The sequence below is a fragment of the Halomonas shengliensis genome (assembly GCF_900104135.1).
Lineage (GTDB): Bacteria > Pseudomonadota > Gammaproteobacteria > Pseudomonadales > Halomonadaceae > Halomonas > Halomonas shengliensis.
The window spans coordinates 192,943-213,219 of sequence record NZ_FNIV01000003.1 but is presented as its reverse complement, the minus strand read 5'-3'; the positions used below and the strand labels follow the sequence as shown (position 1 = coordinate 213,219).

Below are 20,277 nucleotides of genomic sequence, written 5' to 3'. Positions count from 1 at the left end.
GTGTCCCCATGGGGCGACGCCATCAGGGGCGGAAATCGCGCCAGGAGCTTCCCTTGCGACGGCTCTGGTGGCCACCGAAGCTGCCGCTGGTGAGCAGGCCGCGGCGGGCGTGGGCATGGGTCAGGGCGATGGCCAGGGCGTCGGCGGCGTCGGCCTGTGGCGACGCCGAGAGCCCCAGGATCGCCGTGACCATGTGCTGCACCTGGGCCTTGTCGGCGCGTCCCGAGCCGGTCACCGCCTGCTTGATCTGGCGCGGGCCGTACTCGCTCACCGGCAGGCCGTGGTTGGCCGCGCAGACGATGGCGGTGCCCCGCGCCTGGCCCAGCTTGAGGGCCGAGTCGGCATTCTTCGACATCACCACCTGCTCGATGGCGAACTCAGCGGGACGGTGTACGGCGATCAGCTCGCTCACCCCCGCATAGACCTGGGCCAGCTTCTGGGCCAGGTCCTCGGCGCGGATGCGGATGCAGCCGCTGGCCACGTAGCGCGGCGTGGCGGTGGAGACGTCCAGCACGCCGTAGCCGGTGATCCGCGAGCCGGGGTCGATGCCCAGTATCAGCATGCCCAAGGCCTAGTCGATGGCGTCGAGCACGGCATCATCGAACTCCGCGTTGGTGGTGACATTCTGGACATCGTCCAGGTCCTCGAGCATGTCGATCAGGCGGATCACCTTGCGGGCCAGTTCCTGGTCCTCGATGGGCGTGGTGGTCTCGGGGAAAAGCCCCAGCTCGCTGCGCTCGGGCTCGATGCCCGCCGCCACCAGCGCCTCCTTGACCTCATGGTAGGCGTCGGGGGCGGTGACCACCTCCAGGGTGCCGTCGTCGAGGGTGACGATGTCCTCGGGCTCCGCCTCCAGGGTGGCCTCGATCACCGCCTCCTCGCTGACGCCCTCGGGGAGCGCCAGGCGGCCCTGGCGATGAAACATGAAGGCCACCGAGCCGGTGGTGCCGAGGTTGCCGCCGCTCTTGTTGAAGGCGTGTCGCACCTCGGAGACGGTGCGATTGCGGTTGTCGGTGAGGCACTCCACCATCACCGCCACCCCTTCCGGGCCATACCCCTCGTAGACGCCCTCCTCCATGGCGTCGCCGTCGGCGTTACCGGCGCCACGGTCGATGGCGCGCTGCACGGTGTCCTTGGGCATGTTCTGGCCCAGCGCCTTGTCCACGGCGGTGCGCAGGCGCGGGTTGTCTGCGGTGTCCGGGCCGCCCTGGCGCGCGGCCACGGTGAGCTCGCGGATCAGCTTGTTGAAGATCTTGCCGCGCTTGGCGTCCTGGGCCGCCTTGCGGTGCTTGATATTGGACCACTTGCTATGGCCGGCCATATGTCTCTCCTTGCCTGGAACATGACACCGGCGCCCTTGGGCGCCGGTGAGATGCATCGGGTCGGGGGCGGCGTCACTCGCCGGCGGTCTCGACCTTGGCCTTCTGGCGCAGGCGGATGCTGAGCTCCTTGAGCTGGTCGCCGCTGACCTCGCCCGGAGCGTCGGTCATCAGGCAGGCCGCGCTCTGGGTCTTCGGGAAGGCGATCACCTCGCGGATGGTGCGCCCGCCGGTCATCAGCATCACCAGGCGGTCGAGGCCGAAGGCCAGGCCGCCGTGGGGCGGCGCGCCGTACTGCAGGGCATCGAGCAGGAAGCCGAACTTCTCGCGGGCCTCCTCCTCGCCGATGCCGAGGATCTCGAACACGCTGCGCTGCATCGCCTGGTCATGGATACGGATGGAGCCGCCACCCAGCTCGGTACCGTTGAGCACCATGTCGTAGGCGCGCGAGAGCGCCTCGGCGGGGTTCTCCTTGAGCGCCTCGACGCTGCACGCCGGCGAGGTGAAGGGGTGGTGCAGCGGGCTCAGGCGACCATCGTCGTCGGCCTCGAACATCGGGAAGTCCACCACCCACAGCGGCGCCCACTCCCGGGTGTAGAGGTCGAGGTCCTCGCCCAGCCTGACGCGCAGCGCGCCGATCGCCTCATTGACGATGCGCGCCTTGTCGGCGCCGAAGAAGATGATATCGCCGTCCTCGGCGCCCACCCGCTCGAGGAGCTCCTCGACCACGTTCTCCATGAACTTGACGATGGGCGACTGCAGCCCCTCGAGGCCCTTGGCGCGCTCGTTGACCTTGATCCAGGCCAGGCCCTTGGCGCCGTAGATGCCGACGAACTTGGTGTAGTCGTCGATCTCCTTGCGCGAGAGCTTGGCGCCGCCCGGCACGCGCAACGCCGCCACGCGGCCGTCATCGGCGCTGGCCGGCCCGGAGAAGACCTTGAAGTCGACCTGCTGCATCAGGTCGTCGACGTCGGTGAGTTCCAACGGGATGCGCAGGTCCGGCTTGTCGGAGCCGTAGCGGGTCATCGCCTCGTGCCAGGTCATGCGCGGGAATTCGGGCAGCGTGACCTCGAGCACCTCCTGGAACAGCTGGCGGATCATCGCCTCGGTGATCCCCATGATGTCCTCCTCCTCAACGAAGGAGGCCTCGAGGTCGATCTGGGTGAACTCCGGCTGGCGGTCGGCGCGCAGGTCCTCGTCGCGGAAGCACTTGGCGATCTGGTAGTAGCGGTCGAAGCCGGCCACCATCAGCAGCTGCTTGAACAGCTGGGGCGACTGCGGCAGCGCGAAGAAGCTGCCCGGGTGGGTACGGCTCGGCACCAGGTAGTCGCGGGCGCCCTCGGGGGTGGCGCGAGTCAGGATCGGGGTCTCGATATCGAGGAAGCCCTGACCCTCGAGGAAGGCACGCACGCTGTGGGAGATGCGCGAACGCAGACGCAGCTTGTCGATCATCTCCGGGCGGCGCAGGTCGATGTAGCGGTGCTTGAGGCGCACCTCCTCACCCACCTTGCCGTGCTCGTCGAGCTGGAACGGCGGGGTGGCGGCGGTGTTGAGGACCTCGACCTCCTTGGCCAGCACCTCGATCATGCCGGTGGGCATGTTGGGGTTCTGGGTGCCCTCGGGACGCAGCCGGATGCGGCCCTGGATGCGCAGCACGTACTCGCTGCGCGCGCGGTCGGCGTTGGCGAAGGCCTCGGCGGTGTCGGGGTCGACCACGACCTGGGCGATGCCGTCGCGATCGCGCATGTCGAGGAAGATCACGCCCCCGTGGTCACGGCGGCGGTGAACCCAGCCGCACAGGGTGACCGTCTGGTCCACCAGGGTCTCGTTGAGCTGGCCGCAATAATGGCTGCGCATGGTGTGTCCTGTTCTGTTGCGTCGTGTGAATCGAAGTCGGTAACGGGTCGGCGGCGGCCCTCAGGCCGCCGCGCCATCCTTCTTGCCGCCGGTCGTCTCGGCGGGCTTGGCGTCGCCGCCCTTGCCGTCGTCGCCGGCCAGGTTCTTGCGGTTGCCGGCCTTGAAGTCGGTCTCGTACCAGCCGCCGCCGGCCAGGCGGAATCCGGCGGCGGAGACCAGGCGGCCGAGTTCGGGGGCCTCGCAGGCGGGGCAGTCGGTCAGCGGCGCGGCGCTCAGCTTCTGGAGCTTCTCCAGGCGGTGGCCGCAGGCCTTGCACTCGTATTCGTAGATGGGCATGGTTTGATCACTCCAAATCGTCATCACCCAGATCAGGACGGCGTCGGGCCGGGCCCGACGTGACCAATATGCGGCCGGCCGTGGCGACTTCCAAGCCTGCCAAAGCCCGCTATTATAGCGCGCCCCCTACCAGTCCCGGCAAGGCGCACCACACAGAGCAAGGAACCTGCGATGAAAGCCGTCATCCTCGATGCCGCCAGCCTCGGTCCCGACGTGGACCTCGGCCCCCTCCGCGACCGGGTCAGCGAGCTGGTGGTGCATCAGCAGAGCACCAGCCACCAGGCCCGGGAGCGCCTGGCCGACGCCGAGGTCGCCATCGTCAACAAGGTGGTGCTGGACGCCGAGACCCTCGATGCCCTGCCCCGCCTCCAGGCGATCTGCGTGCTGGCCACCGGTACCAACAACATCGATATGGCGGCGGCCCGGCGGCTGGGCATCGCGGTGAAGAACGTCACCGGCTACGGCACCGCCAGCGTCGCCCAGCACACCCTGCTGCTGCTGCTGGCCCTGGCCAACCGGCTGCCGCGCTACCAGCGCGATGTGGCACAGGGACGCTGGGGCGAGAGCCCCTTCTTCTGCCTGATGGACCACCGCACCCTGCAGCTCGAGGGCAAGCACCTGGCGGTCGTCGGCCAGGGCGAGCTGGGCGGTCGCGTGGCGCGCCTTGCCGAGGCCTTCGGGATGCGGGTGACCTTCACCGCCCGCCCCGGCAACGAGGCCCACGACAGCCGCCCCGCCCTCGCCGACCTGGCCGGGGAGGTGGATGCCATCAGCCTGCACTGCCCGCTCAACGAGGCCACCCACCACCTGGTCGGCGAGGCGCTGCTGGCCCGGCTCAGGCCCGACACCCTGCTGGTCAACTGCGCCCGGGGCGGCATCATCGACGAGGCGGCGGCGCTGGCCGCCCTGCGCGAGGGTCGCCTGGGCGGGCTCGCGGTGGATGTGCTGCCCGAGGAGCCGCCACGCGAGGGACACGCGCTGATCGATGCCCTGGGGGAGCCCCTCAACCTGATCGTCACGCCCCACAACGCCTGGATCACCCCGGAGGCGCGCCAGACCATCGTGGCCATGACCGCCGACAACCTGGGTGAGCTGCAGACGGCCCGGGGAGACGCCGCCGATGGCCGATAACGCGCCGCCTCTCCTGCACAACTACGGCTCCATCAACCTGGACCACGTCTATCGGGTGCCCCACCTGGTCGCCCCTGGCGAGACCCTGGCGAGCCGCGACTATCGCGTCGGCCTGGGCGGCAAGGGCGCCAACCAGTCGCTGGCCATGGCCCGTGCGGGCGGTCGGGTCCGCCACTGGGGACGGCTGAACCACAGAGACGCCTGGGCCCGGGAGGCCCTGGCCGAGGCCGGGGTCGATGTCGCCCGGGTGACCCTGGTGGAGGCACCCAGCGGTCACGCCATCATCCAGGTGGATGACGCCGGCGAGAACGCCATCATCCTCTACCCGGGGGCCAACCACGCCACGCCTCGCGAGGCCCTCGCCGAGCTGGTGGGCGAGGCGACGCCCGGCGACTGGTTGCTGCTGCAGAATGAGTGCTCGGGGCTCGAGGCTCTGTTGCCCCTGGCCGCCAAGCGCGGCCTCAGGGTGGCCTTCAACCCGGCCCCCATGGACGCCGCCGTGGCCAGCCTGCCGCTGGAGGGCTGCGCCCTGCTGTTCGTCAATCGCCCCGAGGCGGCCCGGCTCGCCGGCCTTGCGCCGGAGGCCGAGGCAACGGCGCTGCTCGATGCCCTGGCCGCCCGCCTGCCCCAGACGGAGCTGGTGCTGACCCTGGGCGGCGAAGGCGCCTGGCACCAGCACGCCGGCGAGCGCCGCCACCAGCCGGCGCTGCCGGTGGCGGCGGTGGACACCACCGCCGCCGGCGATACCTTCATCGGCTACTACCTTGCCGCCTGTCAGGCGGGCATGCCCGTCGAGGCGTGCCTGCGCCGCGCCACCACCGCCGCCGCCCTGGGCGTGCAGCGCCAGGGGGCGGCGGAGAGCATCCCGACCCTCGACGAGGTGGAACGGGCCCTCACCCAGGGCCCCGCGGCGTCCGAGGCGCCCATCACCCCCGAAGCCCCCTGACATTGGCCCCCTGACCCTGGAGAGAGCCGTGACCCATTCCATCATCTTCGATACCGATCCGGGCGTGGACGACGCCCAGGCCATCGCCATCGCCCTGCGCCATCCAGAGATCGAGCTGCTGGGCATGACCACTACCTACGGCAACGTCGACGTGGAGGTCGCCACCAAGAACGCCCTGCTGCTGGCCCAGCTGGCCGGTCGCGGTGAGGTACCGGTGGCCCAGGGCGCGGCGGCGCCGATGGTCAAGGCGCGCCACGCGCCGCCGGCGCATATCCATGGCGCCAACGGCCTGGGCGATATCGCCCTGCCCGAGGTCCAGGGAAAGGCCGATCCTCGCAGCGCGGCGCAGTTCATCGTCGACACCGTGAACGCGCGCCCCGGAGAGGTGACCCTGGTGGCCGTGGGCCCGGTGGGCAACCTGGCCGCGGCGCTGCAGCTCGACCCCGGCATCATCGACAGGGTCAAGGGCGTGGTGATCATGGGGGGCTCGATCCGCGAGGGAGGCAACGTGACGCCGGTGGCCGAGGCCAACATGTTCAATGACCCCGATGCCGCGTCGCGGGTGCTGACCGCCGGCTGGCCGCTGACCCTGGTAGGGCTCGACGTCACCCACCGCTGCGTGCTGACGCCGGCACACATGGCGCGCATCGAGGCGGGCCAGGGCGAGCTCGGCAAGGTGCTGGCCGGCAGCTACGCCTTCTACCGCGACTTCTATCACGAATTCCTGGGCATCGACGGCTGTTGCCCCCACGACAGCTGTGCCCTGGCGTGGCTGCTGCGCCCGGAGCTCTTCACCACGGCGCGCGGCCACCTCACCGTGGCCACCGAGGGCGACGCCGAGGGGCAGACGATCTTCGCCCCCGAGGGGCGCGGCTTCATCGAGGCGCGCTGGTCGCGCACCCCGGTGGTGGAGGTGTGCCTCAAAGTCGACGGCGAGGCGGTCAGCGACTGGATCGCCGACGTCCTCGCCTGAGGCTCAGCCGGTCCGGAAGTCGTCCGGGGCGTGGGTGTCGAGTACCTCGAACTCCACGTGGGTAACCCGGGCGTTCTCCGGCCCCTTCCACAGCCACTCGGCGACCTCCTTCACGGCGTCGCGGCGACCGCACAGCAGCACCTCCACGCGGCCGTCGGGGAGGTTGGTGGCATGGCCGGTGAGCCCTTGCTTCAGCGCCTGCTCCTGGGTGGCGCGGCGATACCAGACGCCCTGGACCTTGCCGGTCACCAGGGCCTTCACGCAGGTCGTCTCCATGGCGAACTCCTTGTCTCGATGGCCGCCCCCTTTCTACCAGCCGCCACCGCGCTCGGCCAGCCTCGGGAACGGTGGCGCTGGTGGCATCCCCCCGGTCCCTTTAGGCGCCATCGCGCCGTGGCGAGGCGGCCTCAGGCGTCGCGGTCCCGCCGCTGGCCGGCGAGTGATGCTCACCCTCGAGCAGCTCGCGGCGCACCACCACCGCGGTGTTGCGCGGCACCAGCGGCTTGCCGCGTTCGGCCAGGTGGCAGCGGGTGAAGGCCGCGCCGAACAGCAGGATCAGCGAGCTGTAGTAGACCCACAGCAGGATCATCACCACCGAGCCCGCCGCGCCGTAGGTGGAGGCGGTGGCGGTGTGCGAGAGGTAGAGGGCGATCATTGAGCGTCCCACCGCGAACAGCAGCGCGGTGACCACGGCCCCCACCGCCACATCCCGCCAGCTCAGCACCACGTCCGGCAGCACCTTGAAGATGGTGGCGAAGAGCGCAGCGATCACCACCAGCGAGACCAGGAACTCGGCTCCGGTGGTGAGCAGGCCGACGTAGGGCAGCAGGGTGTCGGCGGCCTGCAGGGTGGCGCGCAGCATCACCCCGAGCACCAGCGACACCAGCAGGATGAAGCCGATGGCCAGTACCACGGTCAGCGACAGCAGGCGGTTCTTGACGAACACCAGGGCGCTGTTGGCGCTGGGGCGGGCGGTGACGCCCCACAGGGTGTTGAGGGAGAACTGCATCTGGGCGAAGACGGTGGTGGCACCGACCACCAGGGCGCCGATGCCCAGCAGGCTGGGCAGCAGGCCGGACTCCTCGATGCGTGACTGGGCGACGGCGGCCTCGATGGCGGCGGCGGCATCATGGCCCATAGTGCCCTGCAGTTGGGCGACGATCTGGCCATGGGCGGCCTCCTCCCCCAGCACCAGGCCGATCACCGTGACCGCGATGATCACCGTGGGGGCCAGCGAGAAGAGGGTGTAGAAGGCCAGCGAGCCGGCGTAGCTGAAGGCGTTGCGCTCCAGCCAGAGACGCACGGCACCATGCAGCACCCGCCACCAGAACCCAATCTCCTCCCGGATCCGCGCCGGCGAGAGTTTCCGTGGATCGAACATCGCGCTCCCCGCTTCCCTGTGTTTCCGACAGCATACCGAAGCCCGCCGCGGGCGTCTTCTCGCTTCCCGGGGCTACTGCAGTTCCACACCCGAGGGGCGCTGGGGGCAAGCCGACGAGGAGGTCCTACGCCAGGGAAGGCGTCGGTAGCGCCCAGGGAGGGGTTCACAGCGCCTCCTCAAAGGCTTGCCCCCAGAACAGCGCCTCCTCAAAGGCTTGCCCCCAGATCAGCCCCGAGAGATGAGAGCTTGCCAGGATAGCCTTGCTAGCGTCCCCACTCGCGTTGCAAGCCCCTGTGAGCGCTACCATAATGGGCCGGCCACTCCCCAGCAGGTCACCCCATGCCCCCGCGCTCGGACGCCCCCGACTCCCCGGACTTCGACTGCCTGGTCTTCATCGGCCGCTTCCAGCCGCCCCACCTGGGCCATCTGGCGGTGATCCACGAGGCGCTCAAGCGCGCGCGGCAGGTGATCGTGCTGGTGGGTTCCTCGTGGCAGGCGCGCTCGCTGCGAAACCCCTGGCGCTTCGCCGAGCGCCAGGCGATGCTGCGCAGCGCCTTCGACGACGAGGAGAACGCGCGCCTCGCCGTGGTGCCGCTGCTCGACGCCCTCTACAACAACGACGTCTGGGTGCGCGACGTTCAGCGCAAGGTACGCGATATCGCCAGGCCCCTCGGCGTGCGCCTGCCGCGCATCGGCCTGATCGGGGCGAGCCGCGGCCAGTCGAGCTACTACCTGTCGCTCTTCCCGCAGTGGGAGTCGGTCAGCGTGCCGCTGGTGGAGGGGATCTCGGCCAGCCAGATCCGCGAGCGGCTGTTCCGTTCCGCCTCCTCGGCCGGTGACTACCTGAGCACCGGCGCCTCCCATGACCTGCCGCCCGGCGTGGTGGAGACCCTGCGCGGCTTCTGCCAGGGCGAGGGCTATCGGCAGCTGATCGAGGAGCAGGGGCTGCTGGACCAGTACCGCAGCGCCTGGGCCCAGGCCCCCTACCCGCCCATCTTCGTCACCGTCAACGCCGTGGTGGTGCAGTCGGGTCACGTGCTGCTGGTGCGGCGCACCGCCGCCCCGGGCAAGGGGCTCTACGCGCTGCCCGGCGGCTTCATCAATCCCCATGAGCGCCTGCTCGATGCCTGCTTGAGGGAGCTTCGCGAGCGGGTACGCCTCAAGGTGCCGGAGCCGGTGCTGAAGGGCTCGCTGCGCGGCCAGCGGCTGTTCGACGAGCCCCACCGCAGCTGGCGAGGGCGCACCCTGGCGGAGGCCTTCTACTTCGCCCTGCGCCCAGAGCAGCAGCTGCCGCGGCTCAAGCCGGTGCAGGGGGGCGACCATGCACGCTGGGTCGCCCTGGCGGACCTCGACCCGGAGAGCCTCTTCGAGGACCACTTCTTCATCATTCAGGACTTCCTGGGGCTACCCGCCGACTTCGGCGGCACCTAGGCTCTGTCCGAAAACTGGCTGCGCTCGACCATACGGCGTTAAAAATCGACTCAAAGACCTCATTTACAACTCGTAAACTCCGTCTTTTCACCGATTTTTGCCTTGTCTGACCTTCGCTCGCCGACTTTTCAGACAAAGCCTAGTTCATCGATAAGGATGGGATTTCCGTCGCGAGCGAAGAGGGAGCTCAAGCCTGGAGGAAGTCACGCGGCAGCTTCTGCATTTGCTTCCAGAGCTTCTCGACGCCGGGCTTGTGGACCAGGGAGCAGCGGTAGAGGCGGATCTCCAGGGGGATGTCCCACTTCTCGGCGCCGGCGCGTACCAGGCGTCCGTCGCGGAGCTCCTCGCGGATGCAGAAGTCCGGGATCCAGGCCATGCCCATGCCCTGCATCACCATGCCCTTGAGCCCCTCGGCCATGGCGGTCTCGTAGACGGTGCGCAGACGCAGGCGCAGCGGGTCGTTCTTGAGCAGCATGCGCACGCTGCGCCCTAGGAAGGCGCCCTGGGTGTAGGCGAGATAGGGGACCGGCTCCTCCGACTCCAGCGCGAAGCGTGGCTCGCCCTCCTCGTCCGGCAGGCTCACCGGGACCATCTTCACCTGGCCGATGGAGAAGGAGGGAAAGACCTCGGAGTCGAGCTGCATGGTGGCGTGGGAGTCGTGGTAGGCGAGCATCAGGTCGCAGTTGCCCTCGCGCAGCACATGGATCGCCTCGCCCACGTTCATCGCCACCAGGCGGGTGGGCAGCTCGCCGACGCCCTGCTGCAGCCGCGAGATCCAGGGCGGAAAGAAGCTCAGCGCCAGGGAGTGGGCGGCGACGATATCCAGCGCCTCGTTGGCCATCGCCAGGCCGCGCAGGTGGCCCAGGCTCTCGTTGAGCTGCTCCACCAGGTTGCGGGCGGTGACCAGGAACAGCTGCCCCTCCGGGGTCAGCCCCACCGGGGTGGTGGAGCGGTCCACCAGAGTCGCTCCCACCGCCTGTTCCAGGGAGCGGATGCGGCGGCTGAAGGCCGGCTGGGTGACATGGCGCTGACGCGCCGAGGCGGAAAAGCTGCGCGTGTTGGCCAGGGCAACGAAGTCCTCCAGCCACTTGGTCTCGAGGTTCACCGCGACTCCCGATCCGTGTGGTGGGCGTAATGACCAGCCAGGCCGGTCATCGCAAGCGGTTAATATATCACTGAATCGGGGCCAGCAGGTAGGCGGCCCGGGAGACCAGCTTGCGCCACAGCGGGCGCGAGGTGAGCTCCTCCAGGCTGATGCGCCGGCACTGGGCGAAGTCGCGCTCCAGCATCTTCCGCACCTCGGCGGCGAAGGCGCGGTCGGGCAGGAAGGCGGTGATCTCGAAGTTGAGCCGGAAGGAGCGGTTGTCGAGGTTGACGGTGCCGACGCTGGCCGCCTCGTGGTCGACCAGCATCACCTTCTGGTGCAGGAAGCCGGGCTGGTAGCGGTAGACCCTGACCCCGGCGCGCAGCATGTCGGGCAGGAAGGAGAAGGCCGAGAGGAACACCAGTAGGTGGTCCGGGCGCTCGGGCATCATGATGCGCACGTCGACACCGCGCATGGCGGCCAGGCGCAGGGCATCCTGGACCCCCTGGTCGGGCACGAAGTAGGGACTGGTGACCCAGAAGCGCTCTCGGGCGCTGTGGATGGCGTGCTGCACCAGCAGGCTGGCGGTCTCCTGACGATCGGCCGGCCCCGAGGGCACGATGACCACCTTGTGGCACTCCTCGCAGGTCACCCTGGGCACCCAGTCGAGGGTGATCATCTCCCCGGTAGCCCAGTGCCAGTCCTCCCAGAAGGCCTCCTGGAGGCCCAGCACGCTGGGGCCGGTCAGCTTGAGATGGGTGTCGCGCCAGGGGCCGTGACGGGGATGCTCCCCCAGGTACTCCACCCCGACGTTGAAGCCGCCGACCCAGCCCTCGCGGCCGTCCACTACCACTACCTTGCGATGGTTGCGGAAGTTGAGCTGGAAGCGATGCCGGAAGCCTCGCGAGGAGCGGAAGGCGCTGACCTCGATGCCGGCCTCGGCCAGGTCGCGCAGGTAGCCCTCGTTGAGCTGGTGGCTGCCGATCTCGTCATACAGGAAGTAGACCCGCACCCCGCGCTCGGCGGCCTGCTGCAGGTGGCGCTTCAGCTCGGCCCCCAGGGCGTCGTTGCGCACGATGAAGAACTGCACCAGGGCATACTCCTCGGCGCGCGCGAGGCCAGCGAAGAGGCTGTCGAAGGTGGCCTGGCCGTCGATCAGCAGCTCGGCACGGTTGCCGCTGGTCATCGGCATCTGGGCGAGCTGCTCCACGGCGCGCACGTCGGGGTCGCGGATGTCGGCCAGGTAGGGCTCCACCCGGCTGCGATAGCGGGCCAGCACCCGGCGCAGGACGGTGTCGCGTTCGCCGCGGGCCGAGACGTAGCCGTAGAAGCGTGGGCGGCCGAAGATCCAGTAGGCGGGCACCGCCACATAGGGCAGCGTGACCAGGGAGAGGATCCAGGCGATCGCCCCCTGGGAGGTTCGACTCGACATCAATGCCAGCACCGCCGAGACGACGCCCAGCAGGTGGATGACGAAGATGGCCAGGCCGATCAGCCAGGAAGTCATGTGCACTCCCCGCAGAAACAATGTGTTGCAGCATACCCAAACGGCAGCGGCCCCGCCAGATGGCGGGGCCGCTGCAAGGCTCGGACTGCGAATCAGGCGCGCTCGGCGATGATCTCCTTCCACTTGGCCGGGCCGGTCTGGTGCACCGAGGTGCCCTGGCTGTCGACCGCCACGGTCACCGGCATGTCCTCGACCTCGAACTCGTAGATCGCCTCCATGCCCAGATCCTCGAAGCCCACCACGCGGGACTTCTTGATCGCCTGGGCGACCAGGTAGGCGGAGCCGCCCACCGCCATCAGGTAGACCGCCTTGTTGTCGCGGATCGCCTCGATGGCCGCCGGACCGCGCTCGGCCTTGCCGACCATGCCCAGCAGGCCGGTCTCCTCCAGCATGGTGCGGGTGAACTTGTCCATGCGGGTGGCGGTGGTGGGACCGGCCGGGCCGACCACCTCGTCACCCACCGGGTCCACCGGACCCACGTAGTAGATGAAGCGCCCCTTCAGGTCCACCGGCAGCGGCTCACCCTTGGCGATCATGTCCACCATGCGCTTGTGGGCGGCATCACGGCCGGTGAGCAGCTTGCCGTTGAGCAGCAGGGTGTCGCCGGGCTGCCAGGTCTGCACCTCCTCGGGGGTGATGCTGTCGAGGTCGACTCGCTTGACGTTGTCGCCCATCTCACGGGTGATCTCGGGCCAGTCCTCGAGCTTCGGCGCCGGCAGCGCCGCGGGACCGGAGCCATCCAGGGTGAAGTGGGCGTGGCGGGTGGCGGCGCAGTTGGGGATGATCGCCACCGGCTTGTTGGCGGCGTGGGTCGGGTAGTCCTTGACCTTGATGTCGAGCACCGTGGTCAGGCCACCCAGGCCCTGGGCGCCGATGCCGCTCTTGTTGACCCGGTCGTAGAGCTCCAGGCGCAGCTCCTCGGCGCGGTTGGAGGCGCCACGGGCCTGCAGCTCCTGGATGTCGATGGGATCGAGCAGCGCCTCCTTGGCGATCTCCATGGCCTTCTCGGCGGTGCCACCGATGCCGATGCCCAGCATGCCGGGCGGGCACCAGCCCGCCCCCATCTTGGGCAGCTGCTCCATCACCCAGTCGACCACGCTGTCGGAGGGGTTGAGCATGGCGAACTTGGACTTGGCCTCGCTGCCGCCGCCCTTGGCCGCCACGAACACCTCGACGGTGTCGCCAGGCACGATCTTGTGGTGGATGATCGCCGGCGTATTGTCGCCGGTGTTCTTGCGGGCGCCGTCTGGGTCGGCCAGCACCGAGGCGCGCAGCACGTTGTCGGGCAGCTGGTAGGCGCGACGCACGCCCTCGTTGATCATGTCGTCTAGGCTCATCTCGGCATCCCACTGGACGTTCATGCCCACGTGGACGAAGACGGTGACGATGCCGGTGTCCTGGCAGATCGGCCGATGGCCCATGGCGCACATGCGCGAGTTGATCAGGATCTGGGCGATGGCGTCCTTGGCTGCGGGATTCTCCTCGCGCTCGTAGGCCGCCGCCATGGCGTCGATGAAGTCCTTGGGGTGGTAATAGGAGATGTACTGCAGTGCATCGGCGACGCTCTGGATCAGATCGTCCTGGCGAATCACGGTCATCAGCAAGGGACTCCTTGGCGTGGTCGGCTTGCCCGCACGGCCCCGGGGCGGCATGGCGGGCTCGAACGGCAAGCATTATACCCTACCCTCCCCGTTGCCGACATGGCGCGGTAGCAAGGCTTATATCGAAGTGGAGATAAAGCAAGATAACGGTATAAATATGGATACTCTAAGGGGTAACACCGGCTACACCGCCCCCAGCGCCAGCTGTCGCTCCTTGAGCTCGTGCAGCCGGTCGCGCAGCCGCGCGGCCTCCTCGAACTCGAGGTTCTGGGCGGCCTCGAACATGGCGTCCTCGACCCGGGTGAGCTCGTGCGCCACCTCCTGTGGCGAGAGGTCGGCGGGGTCATACACACCGGCCGGCTCGGCTACCTTGCGCTCGCCGCGGCGCCCCTTGCCCTTCTTCCCGGGAGTCTGGGCCGCCTCGAGGATGTCCGCCACCGAGCGGGTCACCGTCTGCGGGGTGATGCCGTGCTCCTCGTTGAAGGCGATCTGCTTGGCGCGACGGCGCTCGGTCTCCTCCATGGCACGGCGCATGGAGTCGGTGACCCGGTCGGCGTAGAGGATCGCCTTGCCGTGGGCGTTGCGGGCGGCGCGGCCGATGGTCTGGATCAGCGAGCGCTCGTTACGCAGGAAGCCCTCCTTGTCGGCATCGAGGATCGCCACCAGCGAGACCTCGGGGATGTCAAGCCCCTCGCGCAGCAGGTTGATGCCCACCAGGACGTCGAACTTGCCCAGCCGCAGGTCGCGGATGATCTCCACCCGCTCCACGGTGTCGATGTCTGAGTGCAGGTAGCGCACCCGCACGTCGTGCTCGTCCAGGTACTCGGTGAGATCCTCCGCCATGCGCTTGGTCAGGGTGGTCACCAGCACCCGCTCGCCGACCTCGGCGCGCAGGCGGATCTCGGAGAGCAGGTCGTCCACCTGGGTGGTGGCCGGGCGCACCTCGAGCTCCGGGTCGAGCAGGCCGGTGGGACGCACCACCTGCTCCACCACCTGGCCGGCATGCTCGGCCTCGTAGGGACCCGGAGTCGCCGACACGAAGATCGTCTGGGGGCTGATCGCCTCCCACTCCTCGAACTTCATGGGGCGGTTGTCCAGCGCCGAGGGCAGCCGGAAGCCGTACTCCACCAGGGTTTCCTTGCGCGAGCGGTCGCCCTTGTACATGCCGCCCACCTGGGGAACGCTGACGTGGCTCTCGTCGATGAACAGCAGTGCATCGTCGGGCAGGTAGTCGAAGAAGGTGGGCGGCGGCTCGCCGGGGTTGCGCCCCGAGAGGTAGCGGGAGTAGTTCTCGATGCCGTTGCAGTAGCCGAGCTCCAGCATCATCTCGATGTCATAGAGGGTGCGCTGCTCCAGGCGCTGGGCCTCCACCAGCCGCTCGTGCTTCCTGAGCCACTCGAGACGCTCGGCCAGCTCCGCCTTGATCTGGTCGATGGCGCCGAGGATGGTCTCCCGGGGCGTCACGTAGTGCGACTTGGGGTAGACGGTCATGCGCGGCACCTCGCCACGCACCTCGCCGGTAAGCGGATCGAACAGCCGGATCGAGTCGATCTCGTCGTCGAACAGCTCCACCCGCACCGCCTCATCCTCGGCGTCGGCCGGGAAGATGTCGATGACGTCGCCACGTACCCGGTAGGTGCCGCGCTTGAAGTCCATGTCGTTGCGGGTGTACTGCAGCTCCGCCAGGCGACGCAGGAACTTGCGCTGATCGATCAGCTCGCCGCGGGTGAAGTGCAGGCGCATCTTCAGGTACTGGTCGGGGTCACCCAGGCCGTAGATCGCCGACACCGAGACCACGATCAGGGCGTCGCGGCGTTCCAGCAGTGCCTTGGTGGCGGAGAGGCGCATCTGCTCGATGTGGTCGTTGATGGAGGCGTCCTTCTCGATGAAGGTGTCCGACGACGGCACATAGGCCTCGGGCTGGTAGTAGTCGTAGTAGGAGACGAAGTACTCCACGGCGTTGTCGGGGAAGAACGCCTTGAACTCGCCGTAGAGCTGCGCCGCCAGGGTCTTGTTGGGGGCCATGACGATGGTGGGGCGCTGCAGGCGCTCCACCACGTTGGCCATGGTGAAGGTCTTGCCGGAGCCGGTCACGCCGAGCAGGGTCTGGTGGGCGAGGCCCGCCTCCAGGCCGTTCACCAGGCCCGCGATCGCCGTCGGCTGGTCGCCGGCGGGCTGGAACTTCGAGGCGAGGCGAAAGGGCTTGCTCATGGGCTCTCCGGGTCAGGGCGGCGACGCCGAGGGTCGCCGCAGGGGCGGCTCCCGGTCAGGCCGGGGTCACGGCGCGGGTGCTCACCTCCACCGTGGCGCTGGTCATCAACCGGTGGATGGGGCACTTGTGGCTGATCTCCTCGAGGCGAGCGACCTGCTCGGGGTCGCCGATGCCGTGGAAGGTCATCGCCACGTCGAGGCGGTAGGTGCCGTGGCGCTCGTCGCTGTCGTCACGATGCACGGTGACGCTGATGCCCTCCAGCGGCCACTTCTTGCGCCGGGCGTACATCATCGAGGTGATCGCCTTACAGGCGCCCAGCGAGAGGTCGAAGTAGTCATGGGGGTCTGGGGCGCTGCCCTCGCCGCCGTAGGCCTCGGGGACGTCGACGAAGAGGTCCTCGAAGCCGTCCAGTTCGACCCGCTGGCGGTAGATATGGTTGCGAACGCTCGTGATCTCAATGCTCTTCTGCATACGGATTCTCCCTGCTCACTTGACCTCGATCGACAGCCCCAGGGCCTCGATCGCCTTGACCAGCGCCTCGCGGCGCACGCGGCCTTCCACCTCGGCGCCATGGCGCCCCACCTCCACGCTGTCGACGCCGTCCAGCATCATCAGCGCGGTGGTGATGCGGTTGACCTGGTCGGCGTCGGTGACGCCCTTGAAGCTCAATGACTGGCTGGCCATCGCGCACTCCCCGCTTGCCTGGCATGGGTGAAGGACCGAGTCTAGCATGGGCACGCAGGGCGGACAGCGGTTGCAATGTCGCATCACCGCCCGCATAAGATGGATAGTTCCCCATGACGACGAGGCACCCCATGCAAGACTGGATCACCGCCCTGGGCGGACGGCAGGAGGCCGATGACCGCATCGCGTTCGACACCCCGGCGCCGGCGCGCACGGCGCTGGACGCCACGGTGGTGACGCCGTTGGTGCACCTGGGCGTGCTCGACGTGATCGGCACCGGCGCCGAGCGCTTCCTGCAGGGCCAGACCAGCGCCCAGCTCGGCCTGGTGGACGGCGACCTGGCCCCCCTGACCGTCTTCTGCACCCCCAAGGGACGCATGCTGGCCAACGCCCAGCTGCTGCGCGTTGCCGAGGGTCACTACCGGCTGCTGCTGCACCGGGGGCTGGTGGAATCGCTGGCCGAGCACCTGAAGAAGTTCGCCCCCTTCTACCAGGTCGAGCTGACCCCGCGTGACGACCTGGCGCTGATCGGCCTGATCGGCCAGGAGGCGGCGGCGCTGGCCGAGGCGCGCCTGGCGATCGCCCCGCCGGCGCCCTGGCACCAGGCCGGGGATGGCGAGGTCCAGCTGCTCGCCCACCCCGGGCCACGCCCCCGGCTGCTCGCCCTGCTCCCTGAGGCAATGGCGGCCGAGGCCTGGCCACGCCTCGCCGATCAGGCCACACCGGTGGGCAATGCCGTCTGGTGCCTCCACGATATCCAGGCGGGCCTGGCGTGGCTCACGCCGACCCATCGCGACGCCCTGCTGCCCCAGATGCTCAACTGGGAGGCACTGGGCGGCATCAGCTTCAAGAAGGGCTGCTATACCGGCCAGGAGGTGGTGGCACGCGCGCACTTCCGGGGCCAGGTGAAGCGCCGCCTGGCGCGCGCCCAGCTGGAGGGGGGGGAACTCCCCGCGCTGGGTAGCCAGGTGGAGACGGCCGAGGGCAAGGCGGTCGGCGAGGTGGTCGCCGCCGAACTGGACGCCTATGAGCAGGCGGAGATCCTGGCGGTGCTGAGCACCAAGGAGGACCTCGGCCCGCTGACGGTGTCGGGCCAGCGGCTCAAGCCGCTGAAGCTGCCCTACCCCATCGAGCGCCTGGATCCGGAGAGCCTGGTCGGCGACGCCTGAGCCTTACCGACTTCAGAGCCGGAACAGCCGACGGGCGGTGGCGGTGCTGTTGGCCGCCACCGCCTCGGGCGCCTGACCGCGCAGCCCGGCGACGACCCGGCACACCTCGGCCACCCTCGCCGGTTCGTTGCGCTCCCCCTGGTGGCCGGCCAGGGGCATGTCGGGGCTGTCGGTCTCCAGCACATAGCCGTCGTCGGGCAGGCTCACCACCGCCCGGCGCAGGCGCTTCGCCCGCTCGAAGGTCACCGCCCCACCCAGGCCGACGACGAACCCCAGGTCGAGGAAGGCCCTGGCCTGCTCGGGGGAGCCGGCGAAGGCGTGGATCAGCCCGCCGGCAGGGAGCGCCAGCTGGCGCAGGCGCTTGGCGACCCGGTCATTGGCGCGCACGCAGTGGATCACCACCGGCAGCCTGCGTGCCTTGGCGATCCGCAGCTGGGCGTCGAAGAGGCGCCACTGGTCATCGAGGGTGTCGGCGAAACGGGCATCGATACCGCATTCACCGAGCGCCACCACCTCCGGGTGATCCTCCAGCGCCTGCGCCAGCCGCTCGATATCGCCCTCGGCGTGCTCCTTCATGAAATACGGGTGCAGCCCCAGGCAGACGCTGACGTCGTCCCGCGCCGCCAGCCCCAGCACACCGGGCCAGCGCCGGCGGGTCGTGCCCGGCACCACGAAGTGCGTGACACCTACCGCCCTGGCCCGCTCGAACACCGCCTCGCGGTCGGCATCGAAGTCGGGGAAGTCCAGATGGCAGTGGGCGTCGATGAGCATCGGATGTGTCTCCGAAGAGGTGCCTTCTGTCGCGGCTTGCCCGGCGACAGGCCTGTTCGGGGGCGCCGTGAATACTTCCCTGTAGGCTACTTTTTCCTTCCCTGGAAAAAGACCCCCTCCAGACCTGTCCCCGGCGCCGCTCGCCTGGGCGCCATGCGGCTTGGCTGCTTGGCGGCTCAGTGCTCGCGAGTGGGCTGGAAGCGAATCTCCGGCCAGCGCTCCTGGGTCATCTGCAGGTTCACGCGCGTGGGGGCGATGTAGGTCAGGTAGCCGCCGCCATCGATCGCCAGGTTGGTGCTGGCCTTGCGCTTGAACTCTTCAAGCTTCCTGGCGTCGTCGCAGTAGACCCAGCGGGCGGTGTTGACGTTCACCCCCTCGTAGACCGCCTCGACCTTGTACTCCTCCTTGAGCCGGTGGGCGACCACGTCGAACTGCAGGGTGCCCACGGCGCCGAGGATCAGGTCGTTGTTGTCCAGCGGCATGAAGACCTGGGTGGCGCCCTCCTCGGAGAGCTGCTGCAGGCCCTTCTGCAGCGCCTTCATCTTCAGCGGGTCCTTGAGGCGCACGCGCTTGAAGAGCTCCGGGGCGAAATGCGGGATGCCGGTGAAGCGCATGTCCTCGCCCTGGGTGAAGGTATCGCCGATCTGGATGGTGCCGTGGTTGTGCAGGCCGATGATGTCGCCGGGCCACGCCTCCTCCACCTGGGAGCGGTCCGAGGCCATGAAGGTCAAGGCGTCCGCTATTTTTACATCTTTACCAATCCGCACGTGGCGCATCTTCATGTTCTTCTCGTACTTGCCCGAGCAGACGCGCAGGAAGGCGATGCGGTCACGGTGGTTGGGATCCATGTTGGCCTGGATCTTGAACACGAAGCCGGTGAAGCGGCCGTCATCGGCCTCCACCGTGCGAGTGTCGGTCTCGCGGGGCTGGGGCGGCGGCGCATACTCGACGAAGCCGTCGAGCATCTCGCGCACACCGAAGTTGCCCATGGCGGTACCGAAGTAGACCGGGGTCAGTTCGCCGCGCAGGTAGGCGTCATGGTCGAAGGTGTGGGAGGCGCCGCGCACCAGCTCCACCTCCATGCGCAGCTCCTCGGCCTGCTCCTCGCCCAGCACCTCGTCCACCTCGGGGCTGTCGAGCCCCTCGATGCGCCGGTCATCCGGAATGCGGCTGCCCTGCCCCTGGGTATAGAGGTGGATCACGTCGTTGTAGAGGTGATAGACGCCCTTGAAGTGGCGCCCCATGCCGATCGGCCAGGTCATCGGCGCGCACTGGATGTTGAGCACCTCCTCGACCTCGTCCATCACCTCGATGGGATCGCGGATGTCGCGGTCCATCTTGTTGACGAAGGTCAGGATCGGCGTGGTGCGCAGCCGGCACACTTCCATCAGCTTGATGGTCCGCGCCTCGACGCCCTTGGCGCCGTCGATCACCATCAGCGCCGAGTCCACCGCGGTGAGGGTGCGGTAGGTGTCCTCGGAGAAGTCCTCGTGGCCGGGGGTGTCGAGCAGATTGACGATGCGTCCGCCGTAGGGGAACTGCATCACCGAGGTGGTCACCGAGATGCCGCGCTCCTGCTCCATCTTCATCCAGTCGGAGGTGGCGTGGCGGTCATCGCGCTTGCTCTTCACCGAGCCGGCCAGCTGAATGGCGTTCCCGAACAGCAGCATCTTCTCGGTGATGGTGGTCTTGCCCGCATCCGGGTGCGAAATGATGGCGAAGGTTCTTCTCAGCCCGACTTCGCGGGCCAGGTTGGCGTCTGACATCGATGGGGGGTTCGTCGTCGTGGCACCGGAGCGGTGCGTGAGTGATGGCCGCGTGGCGCGATGGCGGCATTCTACGCCCTCGCGGGGCCGAAATGTAGGCCGTCGCGCC

Annotated in this window: 19 protein-coding genes; 5 read left to right on the top strand and 14 right to left on the bottom strand. The window is 68.7% G+C overall.

Features of this window, described 5'->3' with window-relative positions; genetic code table 11:
- Positions 1–22: 22 nt before the first annotated feature.
- The 4 genes from ruvC to BLP95_RS05965 all read right to left on the bottom strand — a co-directional run bounded on the left by ruvC (position 23) and on the right by BLP95_RS05965 (position 3,512).
- Positions 23–562 (bottom strand): crossover junction endodeoxyribonuclease RuvC, encoded by a 540-nt coding sequence (gene ruvC, locus BLP95_RS05980; protein WP_089677488.1) that lies wholly within the window; start codon positions 560–562, stop codon positions 23–25.
- Between the two features lie 9 nt (positions 563–571).
- On the bottom strand, positions 572–1,321 hold the full coding sequence (locus tag BLP95_RS05975; RefSeq protein ID WP_089677487.1) for a YebC/PmpR family DNA-binding transcriptional regulator: 750 nt from the start codon (positions 1,319–1,321) through the stop codon (positions 572–574).
- Positions 1,322–1,394: 73 nt separating this feature from the next.
- The gene (gene aspS, locus BLP95_RS05970; protein ID WP_089677486.1) at positions 1,395–3,176 is read right to left on the bottom strand and encodes an aspartate--tRNA ligase; all 1,782 of its coding nucleotides are present in this window, start codon (positions 3,174–3,176) and stop codon (positions 1,395–1,397) included.
- A 60-nt stretch (positions 3,177–3,236) separates the two neighbouring features.
- Entirely contained in the window at positions 3,237–3,512 is a 276-nt protein-coding gene (locus tag BLP95_RS05965) for an FmdB family zinc ribbon protein (RefSeq protein WP_089677485.1), read from the bottom strand.
- Positions 3,513–3,683: 171 nt separating this feature from the next.
- Between BLP95_RS05965 and BLP95_RS05960 the strand changes: the two genes are divergently transcribed.
- The 3 genes from BLP95_RS05960 to BLP95_RS05950 are packed head-to-tail and all read left to right on the top strand — an operon-like array spanning position 3,684 to position 6,562.
- Positions 3,684–4,643 carry an NAD(P)-dependent oxidoreductase gene (locus BLP95_RS05960; protein WP_089677484.1) on the top strand — a complete coding sequence of 320 codons (960 nt, stop codon included), beginning with the start codon at positions 3,684–3,686 and terminating at the stop codon, positions 4,641–4,643.
- Positions 4,633–5,589 carry a ribokinase gene (locus BLP95_RS05955; protein ID WP_089677483.1) on the top strand — a complete coding sequence of 319 codons (957 nt, stop codon included), beginning with the start codon at positions 4,633–4,635 and terminating at the stop codon, positions 5,587–5,589. Before BLP95_RS05960 ends, BLP95_RS05955 begins: the two co-directional genes overlap by 11 nt.
- Before the next feature lie 28 nt (positions 5,590–5,617).
- The gene (locus BLP95_RS05950; protein WP_089677482.1) at positions 5,618–6,562 is read left to right on the top strand and encodes a nucleoside hydrolase; all 945 of its coding nucleotides are present in this window, start codon (positions 5,618–5,620) and stop codon (positions 6,560–6,562) included.
- A 3-nt stretch (positions 6,563–6,565) separates the two neighbouring features.
- Here the strand turns inward: BLP95_RS05950 and BLP95_RS05945 are convergent, their stop codons facing one another.
- Together BLP95_RS05945 and BLP95_RS05940 are read right to left on the bottom strand one after the other, a co-directional pair.
- Positions 6,566–6,838, bottom strand: a complete 273-nt coding sequence (locus BLP95_RS05945; RefSeq protein WP_089677481.1) for an acylphosphatase — start codon at positions 6,836–6,838, stop codon at positions 6,566–6,568.
- Between the two features lie 100 nt (positions 6,839–6,938).
- Positions 6,939–7,943: a YihY/virulence factor BrkB family protein gene (locus tag BLP95_RS05940; protein ID WP_089677480.1), complete on the bottom strand. Its 1,005-nt coding sequence runs from the start codon at positions 7,941–7,943 to the stop codon at positions 6,939–6,941.
- 339 nt (positions 7,944–8,282) lie between these two features.
- Between BLP95_RS05940 and BLP95_RS05935 the strand changes: the two genes are divergently transcribed.
- On the top strand, positions 8,283–9,374 hold the full coding sequence (locus BLP95_RS05935; RefSeq protein WP_089677479.1) for a bifunctional nicotinamide-nucleotide adenylyltransferase/Nudix hydroxylase: 1,092 nt from the start codon (positions 8,283–8,285) through the stop codon (positions 9,372–9,374).
- Between the two features lie 187 nt (positions 9,375–9,561).
- Here the strand turns inward: BLP95_RS05935 and BLP95_RS05930 are convergent, their stop codons facing one another.
- From BLP95_RS05930 to BLP95_RS05905, 6 genes are all read right to left on the bottom strand, one after another.
- Complete coding sequence (locus tag BLP95_RS05930) at positions 9,562–10,479, bottom strand: LysR substrate-binding domain-containing protein (protein WP_089677478.1); 918 nt, start codon at positions 10,477–10,479, stop codon at positions 9,562–9,564.
- 67 nt (positions 10,480–10,546) lie between these two features.
- Complete coding sequence (cls, locus tag BLP95_RS05925) at positions 10,547–11,965, bottom strand: cardiolipin synthase (RefSeq protein WP_089677477.1); 1,419 nt, start codon at positions 11,963–11,965, stop codon at positions 10,547–10,549.
- A gap of 92 nt (positions 11,966–12,057) precedes the next feature.
- Positions 12,058–13,563: a fumarate hydratase gene (locus BLP95_RS05920; protein ID WP_089677476.1), complete on the bottom strand. Its 1,506-nt coding sequence runs from the start codon at positions 13,561–13,563 to the stop codon at positions 12,058–12,060.
- Between the two features lie 186 nt (positions 13,564–13,749).
- Entirely contained in the window at positions 13,750–15,777 is a 2,028-nt protein-coding gene (gene uvrB / locus BLP95_RS05915; RefSeq protein ID WP_089677475.1) for an excinuclease ABC subunit UvrB, read from the bottom strand.
- Between the two features lie 55 nt (positions 15,778–15,832).
- Positions 15,833–16,249: an OsmC family protein gene (locus tag BLP95_RS05910; protein ID WP_089677474.1), complete on the bottom strand. Its 417-nt coding sequence runs from the start codon at positions 16,247–16,249 to the stop codon at positions 15,833–15,835.
- Positions 16,250–16,264: 15 nt separating this feature from the next.
- Positions 16,265–16,462 (bottom strand): copper-exporting P-type ATPase CopA, encoded by a 198-nt coding sequence (locus BLP95_RS05905; RefSeq protein WP_089677473.1) that lies wholly within the window; start codon positions 16,460–16,462, stop codon positions 16,265–16,267.
- Between the two features lie 131 nt (positions 16,463–16,593).
- On the opposite strand from BLP95_RS05905, the gene ygfZ reads away from it, so the two are divergent.
- Positions 16,594–17,631, top strand: coding sequence for a CAF17-like 4Fe-4S cluster assembly/insertion protein YgfZ (gene ygfZ, locus BLP95_RS05900; RefSeq protein WP_089677472.1), 1,038 nt, complete (start codon positions 16,594–16,596; stop codon positions 17,629–17,631).
- A gap of 12 nt (positions 17,632–17,643) precedes the next feature.
- On the opposite strand, the gene BLP95_RS05895 is transcribed toward ygfZ, so the two are convergent.
- Positions 17,644–18,402: a TatD family hydrolase gene (locus tag BLP95_RS05895; RefSeq protein ID WP_089677471.1), complete on the bottom strand. Its 759-nt coding sequence runs from the start codon at positions 18,400–18,402 to the stop codon at positions 17,644–17,646.
- Positions 18,403–18,578: 176 nt separating this feature from the next.
- Positions 18,579–20,168, bottom strand: coding sequence for a peptide chain release factor 3 (locus BLP95_RS05890; protein ID WP_089677470.1), 1,590 nt, complete (start codon positions 20,166–20,168; stop codon positions 18,579–18,581).
- Positions 20,169–20,277: the final 109 nt, after the last annotated feature.

What these genes read in the sequence shown, in the direction of transcription:
- BLP95_RS05920 (WP_089677476.1), bottom strand. Translation starts at nt 13,563, where the DNA reads ATGACCGTGATTCGCCAGGACGATCTGATCCAGAGCGTCGCCGATGCA.
- BLP95_RS05905 (WP_089677473.1), bottom strand. Translation starts at nt 16,462, where the DNA reads ATGGCCAGCCAGTCATTGAGCTTCAAGGGCGTCACCGACGCCGACCAG.
- BLP95_RS05895 (WP_089677471.1), bottom strand. Translation starts at nt 18,402, where the DNA reads ATGCTCATCGACGCCCACTGCCATCTGGACTTCCCCGACTTCGATGCC.
- uvrB (WP_089677475.1), bottom strand. Translation starts at nt 15,777, where the DNA reads ATGAGCAAGCCCTTTCGCCTCGCCTCGAAGTTCCAGCCCGCCGGCGAC.
- ygfZ (WP_089677472.1), top strand. Translation starts at nt 16,594, where the DNA reads ATGCAAGACTGGATCACCGCCCTGGGCGGACGGCAGGAGGCCGATGAC.
- BLP95_RS05955 (WP_089677483.1), top strand. Translation starts at nt 4,633, where the DNA reads ATGGCCGATAACGCGCCGCCTCTCCTGCACAACTACGGCTCCATCAAC.
- aspS (WP_089677486.1), bottom strand. Translation starts at nt 3,176, where the DNA reads ATGCGCAGCCATTATTGCGGCCAGCTCAACGAGACCCTGGTGGACCAG.
- BLP95_RS05890 (WP_089677470.1), bottom strand. Translation starts at nt 20,168, where the DNA reads ATGTCAGACGCCAACCTGGCCCGCGAAGTCGGGCTGAGAAGAACCTTC.
- BLP95_RS05975 (WP_089677487.1), bottom strand. Translation starts at nt 1,321, where the DNA reads ATGGCCGGCCATAGCAAGTGGTCCAATATCAAGCACCGCAAGGCGGCC.
- BLP95_RS05940 (WP_089677480.1), bottom strand. Translation starts at nt 7,943, where the DNA reads ATGTTCGATCCACGGAAACTCTCGCCGGCGCGGATCCGGGAGGAGATT.
- ruvC (WP_089677488.1), bottom strand. Translation starts at nt 562, where the DNA reads ATGCTGATACTGGGCATCGACCCCGGCTCGCGGATCACCGGCTACGGC.
- BLP95_RS05960 (WP_089677484.1), top strand. Translation starts at nt 3,684, where the DNA reads ATGAAAGCCGTCATCCTCGATGCCGCCAGCCTCGGTCCCGACGTGGAC.
- BLP95_RS05910 (WP_089677474.1), bottom strand. Translation starts at nt 16,249, where the DNA reads ATGCAGAAGAGCATTGAGATCACGAGCGTTCGCAACCATATCTACCGC.
- BLP95_RS05945 (WP_089677481.1), bottom strand. Translation starts at nt 6,838, where the DNA reads ATGGAGACGACCTGCGTGAAGGCCCTGGTGACCGGCAAGGTCCAGGGC.
- cls (WP_089677477.1), bottom strand. Translation starts at nt 11,965, where the DNA reads ATGACTTCCTGGCTGATCGGCCTGGCCATCTTCGTCATCCACCTGCTG.
- BLP95_RS05935 (WP_089677479.1), top strand. Translation starts at nt 8,283, where the DNA reads ATGCCCCCGCGCTCGGACGCCCCCGACTCCCCGGACTTCGACTGCCTG.
- BLP95_RS05965 (WP_089677485.1), bottom strand. Translation starts at nt 3,512, where the DNA reads ATGCCCATCTACGAATACGAGTGCAAGGCCTGCGGCCACCGCCTGGAG.